This window comes from Vibrio sp. 779(2023) (genome assembly GCF_033344285.1).
Taxonomy (GTDB): Bacteria; Pseudomonadota; Gammaproteobacteria; order Enterobacterales; family Vibrionaceae; genus Vibrio; species Vibrio alginolyticus.
Window position 1 is genome coordinate 1 of record NZ_JAWPOM010000214.1, and the last position, 1,064, is coordinate 1,064.

Annotated in this window: 1 pseudogene; it reads left to right on the top strand. The window is 48.8% G+C overall.

Annotated features, from left to right (window positions below):
* A pseudogene (locus tag R8O70_RS26165) lies at positions 1-1,064 on the top strand (ribonuclease E); the annotation flags it as partial.

Consider the following 1,064-nt stretch of genomic DNA (forward strand, 5'->3'; position numbering starts at 1 on the left):
TGTTTAAAGCACTAGGTAGCTTCCTATTTGGTGGTTCTGAAGAAGTAAAAGAAGAACCAAAACAAGAAGAGAAGAAATCAAACCGCGACAACAAGCGCAACAAACGCGATCGCAACGACCGTCGTCGTAGCAACCAACGCGATAACCGCGAAGGTCGTGAAAACCGTGATAACCGTCGTCGCCGTAAGCCTCGTGAAGAGCAAGCAAATGAGCAAAACGAAGCTCAACAGCCTGCAAACAAACAGCAACCAAACCGTAGCCAGAAGCGTAAGCCAAAACCTCAACAAGCTGAAAAAGCTCAAGAGCCGAAAGCAAACGCGAAAGTAGCGGAAAAAGGCTTGCAACTTGCGGCTGAAGCTCGCTCAGAAGTGAAGCCTGAAGAGAATAAAGCGAAAGCAAACGCGAAAACAGAGAAAGTCAAAGAGCGCCGTCAACGTCGCAAACTGAACAAATCTGTTCGTGTTAAAGACCAACTTGCCGATGAGCAAGTAGAAGAAACAGCAGTGAAAGCAATTGAACCTGTTGAGTCTCAAGTAGATCAAGCCGTTGATACAGCAGCAGACGCACAGCAAGACAACAAGCAAGGTGAATCGAAACAACGTCGTAACCGTCGTTCTCCTCGTCACCTACGAGCAAGTGGTCAACGTCGTCGTCGTGGTCGTGATCGTCGTCCTAACCCATTCCGTCTGCGCAAAGGCGGTGTAGCATCTCCTGAGATGGCAATGGGTAAAGTGATGCCACGTTACATTCCAAAACCAGCGCCTAAGAAGGAAGAGCGAGTTCAGGAAGAAGCGGTTGTGGCAATTGCAACTGTACCTGCTATGCAAGGTGGTTTTGCTTGCCCTGAAATGGCAATGGGTAAAGTCATCATCCGTCGTGAGCAACCAGCGGTAGCTGAAGCACCTGTTGTTGAACCTAAAGTTCAAGAAACAGTAGAAGCTAAAGCTGAATCACCGATTGTTGAAGCTGTAGCGCCTGAAAAGGCAGAGCCAGTAACGGTTGATCAAGCTCCTGTAGAGCCGATCGTTGAAGCGGCTGAAGCACCTGTTGCGGAAGCCACAACA